The sequence below is a fragment of the Caulobacter sp. AP07 genome (assembly GCF_000281955.1).
In the GTDB taxonomy this organism is placed as follows: domain Bacteria; phylum Pseudomonadota; class Alphaproteobacteria; order Caulobacterales; family Caulobacteraceae; genus Caulobacter.
Genome location: NZ_AKKF01000044.1, coordinates 1 through 6,879, shown reverse-complemented (window position 1 = coordinate 6,879; position 6,879 = coordinate 1). Strand labels below are relative to the sequence as shown.

General features: G+C 71.4%; 6 protein-coding genes. 5 read left to right on the top strand and 1 reads right to left on the bottom strand.

The features are described from left to right. The first annotated feature begins 209 nt into the window (after positions 1-209). Entirely contained in the window at positions 210-1,664 is a 1,455-nt protein-coding gene (locus PMI01_RS04030) for an AMP nucleosidase (RefSeq protein ID WP_007663349.1), read from the top strand. Positions 1,665-1,816: 152 nt separating this feature from the next. On the opposite strand, the gene PMI01_RS04025 is transcribed toward PMI01_RS04030, so the two are convergent. After that, the gene (locus PMI01_RS04025) at positions 1,817-2,584 is read right to left on the bottom strand and encodes an alpha/beta fold hydrolase (protein WP_007663347.1); all 768 of its coding nucleotides are present in this window, start codon (positions 2,582-2,584) and stop codon (positions 1,817-1,819) included. 68 nt (positions 2,585-2,652) lie between these two features. Between PMI01_RS04025 and PMI01_RS04020 the strand changes: the two genes are divergently transcribed. The 4 genes from PMI01_RS04020 to PMI01_RS04005 all read left to right on the top strand — a co-directional run. Next, entirely contained in the window at positions 2,653-3,426 is a 774-nt protein-coding gene (locus tag PMI01_RS04020; RefSeq protein ID WP_007663345.1) for a tyrosine-protein phosphatase, read from the top strand. A gap of 261 nt (positions 3,427-3,687) precedes the next feature. Beyond that, positions 3,688-5,127, top strand: coding sequence for an MFS transporter (locus tag PMI01_RS04015; RefSeq protein WP_007663343.1), 1,440 nt, complete (start codon positions 3,688-3,690; stop codon positions 5,125-5,127). Positions 5,128-5,179: 52 nt separating this feature from the next. Then, a complete protein-coding gene (pabB, locus tag PMI01_RS04010; protein WP_007663341.1) occupies positions 5,180-6,562 on the top strand; it encodes an aminodeoxychorismate synthase, component I in 1,383 nt (460 codons plus the stop codon). Beyond that, positions 6,559-6,879 (top strand): aminotransferase class IV (locus PMI01_RS04005; protein WP_007663339.1); only part of this gene is annotated, 321 nt, incomplete at its 3' end. The genes pabB and PMI01_RS04005, both read left to right, overlap by 4 nt.

Genomic DNA, 6,879 nt, shown 5'->3' with positions numbered 1-6,879 from the left:
GATAGGCAAAACGTTTGTTCATAGGCTCCCCCGCCGAGCGCGCACGCTCGAACGTCTAGTCGCGGCGACGGGGCAAGCGTTTTCGCGCAGCCCCCGTCGCTCAGGTGATTGCGACCCTTGTGGCCGACGAAAACGCCTTCGTCCATGCCCGCGCGCGTCGTCCGGACGCTTGGCCTGGAAAACGCCCCGGAACGTTGATATAGGACGCCATGTCAAACCAAGAAAAAGCAATCGCCGTCGTCGAACGGCTGAACCAGGAATACGAACGCGCCGTCGACGCCCTGCGGACCGCGCTTCGCGCCTATCTCGAACACGGAACCCGACCCGACCCGCAATCGCGGTTCGACGGCACGTTCGCCTATCCCGAACTTCGCCTGATCTACGACCCCGAGGCCCTGCCGCCCAAGCTGGCGCGCGCCTATGCCCGGGTCAGCCGGCCCGGCGTCTACGCCACCACGGTCACCAAGCCGGCCCAGTTCCGGGACTATCTGGTCGAGCAGCTGACCCTGCTGATCAACGACTTCGACGTCGAGATCGAGATCGACCGCTCCGAGCAGGAGATCCCCTACCCCTACGTGCTGGACGCCACCATCGACCTGAACCAGGCCGACGTGCGCAGCGAGGACATCGCCCGCTTCTTCCCGACCACCGACCTGGCCTTCATCGGCGACGAGATCGCCGACGGCGTCTGGAACCCGGCGATGGACGAGGCCCGGCCGCTGGCCCTGTTCGACGGCCTGCGCACCGACTTCTCGCTGGCCCGGCTGAAGCACTACACCGGCGCCCCGGCCGAGCACGTCCAGCAGTTCATCCTGTTCACCAACTACCACCGCTATGTCGACGAGTTCGTGCGCTGGGGCATCGAGCAGCTGGGCCGGGCGGACAGCCCCTACGAGGGCCTGTCGTGCTCGGGCGGGCTGATGATCACCGCCGACACCGCCAACCCCGAACTGGCGGTGGCGGAGTCGACCTGGCGCAAGCACCAGATGCCGGCCTACCACCTGATGATCCCCGGCGGCACGGGGATCACCCTGGTCAATATCGGCGTCGGCCCGTCCAACGCCAAGACCATCTGCGACCACCTGGCGGTGCTGCGGCCCCAGGCCTGGCTGATGATCGGCCACTGCGGCGGCCTGCGCGACACCCAGACCATCGGCGACTACGTGCTGGCCCACGCCTATCTGCGCGACGACCACGTGCTGGACGCCGTGCTGCCGCCGGAGATCCCGGTGCCGTCGATCGCCGAGGTGCAGCGCGCCCTCTACGACGCCTCCAAGGCGATCAGCGGCGACAGCGGCCAGCAGCTGAAGAAGCGCCTGCGCACCGGCACGGTGGTCACCACCGACGACCGCAACTGGGAACTGCGCCACAGCCTCTCGGCCCTGCGCTTCAACCAGAGCCGGGCCGTGGCCATCGACATGGAGTCGGCGACCATCGCCGCCCAGGGCTATCGCTTCCGGGTGCCCTACGGGACGCTGCTGTGCGTGTCGGACAAGCCGCTGCACGGCGAGATCAAGCTGCCCGGCCAGGCCAACGCCTTCTACGAGCGGGCGATCAGCCAGCACCTGCAGATCGGGATACTGACCTGCAAGCTGCTGCTGGAGGAAGGCGCCAACCTGCACTCGCGGAAACTGCGGGCCTTCGACGAGCCGCCGTTCCGGTGATGTCGCTGAACTAGGCCCTCCCCCTGTGGGGGAGGTGTCGCCGCAGGCGACGGTGGGGGGAGGAATACGGCTTCGACCGCGCGCAGGATCGACCGGCCTAAACTCCCCCCACCGATCGCTTTGCGATCGCCTCCCCCACGGGGGGAGGGCCTTTATTGAGTGGTCTCCAGAAACTCCACGATCTCCGTCGCCAGCGCCGGCTCCATCACCGCGCTCAGATGGTCGCCCGGAACCCGCGTGGCCCGGGCGTCCGGCATCAGCGCCGCCAGGCCCTCGGCCGAGCCGTTGTCGTCGTCCCGCTGCCCCGCCACCACCAGGGTCGGGACGTCGATCCGGGCGATGGCCTCGGCCGGGGTGGCCACGAACGCGCCCAGCACCCCCAGCATCGCCTCCGGCTTCAGCCCGCCCGCCGCCATCATGGCCTGGACCCGCCGGCCCGCCCTGGGGTCCCGGGCCGCCTCGCCGTGGCGGATGGCGTCCTCGAACATCGCCGCCCGGGCTCCGGCCGCCATCAGCCCGCTGTCGCCCATGCCGCCCAGCACCAGCCTGCGCGGCCGCGCGCCCCGCGCCAGCATCCGCACCGCCGTGCGCGCCCCCAGCGAATAGCCGACCAGGTCGTAGTCCTTGAGGTGCAGGTGGGCGACCAGCGCCTCCTGGTCCATGGCCAGCACGTCGGCGGGCCAGGCGGCGGGGTCGGTCGGGGCGTCCGAGCGGCCATGGCCGCGCAGGTCCGGGGCGATCACCCGCCGGCCGGCGGCGGCGATGGCGGCGGCGATCCCCGGCAGGAACCAGTTGGCCTCGGCGCTGGCCAGGAAGCCGTGCAGCAGCAGGGTCGGCCAGCCGTCTCCCCCTGAACCATCAAGCGTGCGATAGCCGATGGAGACGCCGTCGAAGCTCTGGAAACGGTGCAGGTCGGACATCCGGCCATGGTGGCGCCGGGATGAGCGGATGTCTCGCTTTCGTCACGGCACGGCGCTAACAAGCCGCCATGACCCGTCACATCCCGCTGCAAGGCGTCGAGAACTTCCGCGATTTCGGCGACTACGCCGCCGGCCAGGGCCGGCTGAAGAAGGGCGTGCTGTTCCGCGCCGCCCACCAGGCCGAGGCCACGGACCAGGACCTGGCGGCGATGGCCGCTCTGGGCATCGTCACCATCGTCGACCTGCGCCGGCCCAACGAGCGCGAGCGCGATCCGTCGCGCCGCTGGGAAGGCTTCGCCGCCGAGGTCATCGACAACGATATGGGCGTGACCGGCGAGGATCCCTGGCACACCTTCCTGCGCGGCTCGGACCTCTCGGTCGGCTCGATCCGCGACTACCTGGTCGAATATTACCGCCGGGCCCCGTTCAAGGAACGGCACCTGGACCTGTTCCGCCGTTACTTCCAGGCGGTGGCGCAGGCCCGTGGCCCGGTGCTGATCCACTGCGCGGCGGGCAAGGACCGCACCGGCCTGCTGGCCGCCCTGACCCACCATGTGGCCGGGGTCGCCGACGACGACCTCATCGACGACTACCTGCTGACCAACAACGAGGAGCGCTTCGCCCGCCGGGGCCCGAAGTTCGCGACCGTCATCGAGACCGCCACCGGCCGCCGCCCGTCGGACGCGGCGATGCGCACGGCCATGGGCGTCGAGGCCGACTACCTGGCCACGGCGATCACGGAGATGAAGGGCCAGTACGGCTCGGTCGACGGCTATCTGGAAAAGGCGGTCGGGCTGGACGCGGCGGGGCGCGAGGCCGTGCGGGCGCATATCCTGCTGTAAAAACGGTTGTCATCCCGGGCGTACCCCGGCGAAGGCCGGGGGTAGACCCGGGACCGCCGGAAGCGCCGCGTTCACGCGTCGGTCCCGGATCGGCGCGCTGCGCGCTTGTCCGGGATGACAGCAAAAGGGGGATGCATTCGGTGGAGCGCCGCTTCACACCGCCACCCACGCTTTGCCTCGTGACAAACGCTCGTTTCAACGCCACGCTGACCCCAAGTCACCGCGTCAGACGGCGACCCCTTCGACCAGGGTGTGGAACGCATGAGTGAGTTTTCGGCCGCCGCGGCGGTCCCCGCGGAGGGCGAACCGATCGCGCCGCTGAAGTCGAGCCTACCGCGCGGCGCGCTGGCCTGGATCCTCCAGCAGGGGGCGCGCGACCCCTATGTGATCCTGATCACCATCTACATCTTCTCGCCCTACTTCTCGCGGGTGCTGGTCGGCGATCCCGTCAAGGGCCAGGCCCTGATCGCCAACATCTCCACCCTCTACGGCGTGCTGACCGCCCTGACCGCCCCGTTCCTGGGGGCGATGATCGAGCAGTACGGGCCGCGCAAGCCGATGTTGGGGATCGTGCTGGGCGTGATGGTCCCGGCGCTGCTGGGCCTGTGGTGGGCGATGCCGGCTGGCGGCCTGCCGCTGATGGCGGTCAGCGCCCTGCTGACCGTGCTGGGCCTAGTCTATAACTGGGGCGACGTGCTGAGCAATTCGCTGCTGGGCCGGGCCGCCGGGGCCGTGCCCGGCCGCGCCGCCCTGATCTCGGGCCTGGGCTACGCCCTGGCCAACGGCCTGTCGGTAGCCCTGCTGGTGTTCATGCTGTGGGGCATGGTGCTGCCGGGCCAGGTGGACTGGCCGGGCGTGCCGCACGCGCCGCTGTTCGGGCTGGACGCCAGCAAGAACGAGCCAAGCCGGATTTCCGGCCCCCTGGCGGCGGCCGTCATGCTGCTGGGCGCGATCCCGTTCTTCCTGTGGACCCCGGACGCGGCCCGCACCGGCCGCAGCTGGATGGCCAGCATGCGGGCCGGGATCGCCATGCTGCGCGACATCTTCGCCAACCTGCGCGGCCACCGGGACGTGGCCACCTTCCTGGGCGCGCGCATGCTCTATTGCGACGGCATGACGGCGCTGCTGGTGTTCGGCGGGCTGCTGGCCGCCGGGCTGATGGGCTGGGGCGCGCTGGAAATGCTGGCCTACGGCATTTCGCTGAGCATCTTCGGGGTGTTCGGCGGCCTGGTCGCCCCGTGGTTCGACCGCACGCTGGGGCCGCGCAAGGCCGTGCAGCTGGAGATCGCCGCCTCGCTGCTGGTGCTGATCGCCACCCTGGGCATGGGACGCGAGAAGATCCTATACTTCTGGAGCTACGACCCGGCCGCCCACGCGCCGATCTGGAACGGACCGCTGTTCCGCACCGCGCCCGAGCTGATCTATCTGGGCCTGGGCCTGCTGATCGCGGTGTTCGTCACCGCCCAGTACGCCTCCAGCCGCACCTTGCTGATCCGCCTGTGCCCGCCGGACAAGACGGCGGCGTTCTTCGGCCTCTACGCTCTGTCGGGCACCGCCACCATGTGGTTCGGCTCGCTGCTGGTCGCCCTGGCCACCGCGGTCTTCAAGAGCCAGATCGGCGGCTTCCTGCCGGTCGCCATCCTGTTGCTGCTGGGCTTCCTGGGGCTGTTCTTCGTCAAGGGCGGCGAACGCGAGGCGTAAGGCGTCGCTTGAAGTCGTGGCGTTGGAGGACGGGCGGCGGTATCACCCGGCGATGCGCCACGTCGTCCTCATCAGCGCCCCCTGGCGCGACCCGGTCTGGGCCGCGGCCCCGTGGCGGGACGAGCCCTTCGCCTGCGCCCTGGTCTCCGGCGGCCAGGCCGGGCGGTGGTCCTACCTGCTGCGCGACCCCGACGCGACGCTGGTGCTGGCCCCCGACGACCCGCGCGACCCGTTCGCGGGCCTGGCCGACCTGATCGGCGGCGTCCAGACGGTCGAGCCGGACGGCCCGCCGTTCCAGGGCGGGGTCGTCGGCCTGGCCAGCTACGAGCTGGGCGACCGGGTGGAGCATCTGGGCCTCTCCCGCACCGGCTGGCCGGACCTGGCCTGCGCCCGCTATCCGGCCCTGCTGGCCTTCGACCACCTGCAGCGCCGGGTGCTGGCGATCGGGCGCGGCGGCTCGCGCAGCTTCGCCCAGGCCCGGGCCGAGGCGGCGCTGACCTGGCTGGACGCGCCGGGCCAGGACGCTCCCCTGGAAGAGGGCCGCCCCCTGGGGGAAGGCGGGGGCCCGCTGTGCGACACCCTCGACGCCAGCGACGGCGACGCCTACGAGGCGGCCGTGGCCCAGGTCGTCGAGCGCATCGTCGGCGGCGAGATCTTCCAGGCCAACATCGCCCGCGCCTGGACCGGGCGGCTGGCGCCGGGCGCCCATCCGTTCGACCTGTTCGCCCGCCTGCGCGCCGACAGCCCGGCCCCGTTCTCGGCCTATCTGCGCCTGCCGGGCCGGACCCTGGTCTCCAACTCGCCCGAGCGGTTCCTGAAGGTGACCGCCAAGGACGGGAACGGCGACCTCCTGATCGAGACCCGGCCGATCAAGGGCACCCGGCCGCGCGGCGCCGACCGGGCCGAGGACGCGGTGATGATCGCCGAGCTGTCGGCCAGCGCCAAGGACCGGGCCGAGAACCTGATGATCGTCGATCTGATGCGCAACGACCTGGCCCGGGTCAGCCCGCCCGGCAGCGTCGCGGCGCCCGAACTGTTCAAGGTCGAGACCTTCGCCAATGTCCATCACCTGGTCTCGACGGTGACGGCCAGGCTGGCGCCGGACCTGACCGCCGCCGACCTGCTGCGCGCCGCCTTCCCGCCCGGCTCGATCACCGGCGCGCCCAAGGTCCAGGCCATGAAGGTCATCGCCGAGCTGGAAACCCCGCGCGGGCCCTATTGCGGCTCACTGTTCTGGGCGGGGGTCGATGGAGCGTTCGAGTCCAGCGTGCTGATCCGCACGGTCGGCCTGGAACAGGACGCGCAGGGTTGGCGGCTGGAAGCGCGGGCCGGGGCCGGCATCGTCGCCGACAGCGACCCCCACGCCGAGCGCCTGGAGACCGAGGCCAAGTTCGCCGCCCTGCGCCGCGCCCTGCTCGAGGAGTTCCGCCGATGATTCCCCCCACGGCGCCTTGGGACGATCGGGGCCTGCTGCTGGGCGACGGCCTGTTCGAGACCCTGCTGTGGGTCGACGGCCAGCTCCAGTGCCTGGACGCCCACCTGGCCCGGCTGGCGGCCGGCTGCCAGACCCTGGGCCTGCCGGCCCCCGACCTGGAGGAGGCCGCGCGCCTGTGCCGGGCCGCGCCGGGCGAGGCGGGGCTGGAGTCCGGCCGTGCGGCGGTGCGGCTGACCCTGACGGCGGGCTCGGGCGGCCGGGGCCTGGAGCGTCCCGCCGCGCCCGTGGTCCGGCTGGTGGCTCGCGCCGCCGCCGCC

Bases quoted from the DNA above. Each gene is read 5' to 3' on its own strand.
- PMI01_RS04030 (WP_007663349.1), top strand. From the start codon at position 210: ATGTCAAACCAAGAAAAAGCAATCGCCGTCGTCGAACGGCTGAACCAG.
- PMI01_RS04025 (WP_007663347.1), bottom strand. From the start codon at position 2,584: ATGTCCGACCTGCACCGTTTCCAGAGCTTCGACGGCGTCTCCATCGGC.
- PMI01_RS04020 (WP_007663345.1), top strand. From the start codon at position 2,653: ATGACCCGTCACATCCCGCTGCAAGGCGTCGAGAACTTCCGCGATTTC.
- PMI01_RS04015 (WP_007663343.1), top strand. From the start codon at position 3,688: ATGAGTGAGTTTTCGGCCGCCGCGGCGGTCCCCGCGGAGGGCGAACCG.
- pabB (WP_007663341.1), top strand. From the start codon at position 5,180: ATGCGCCACGTCGTCCTCATCAGCGCCCCCTGGCGCGACCCGGTCTGG.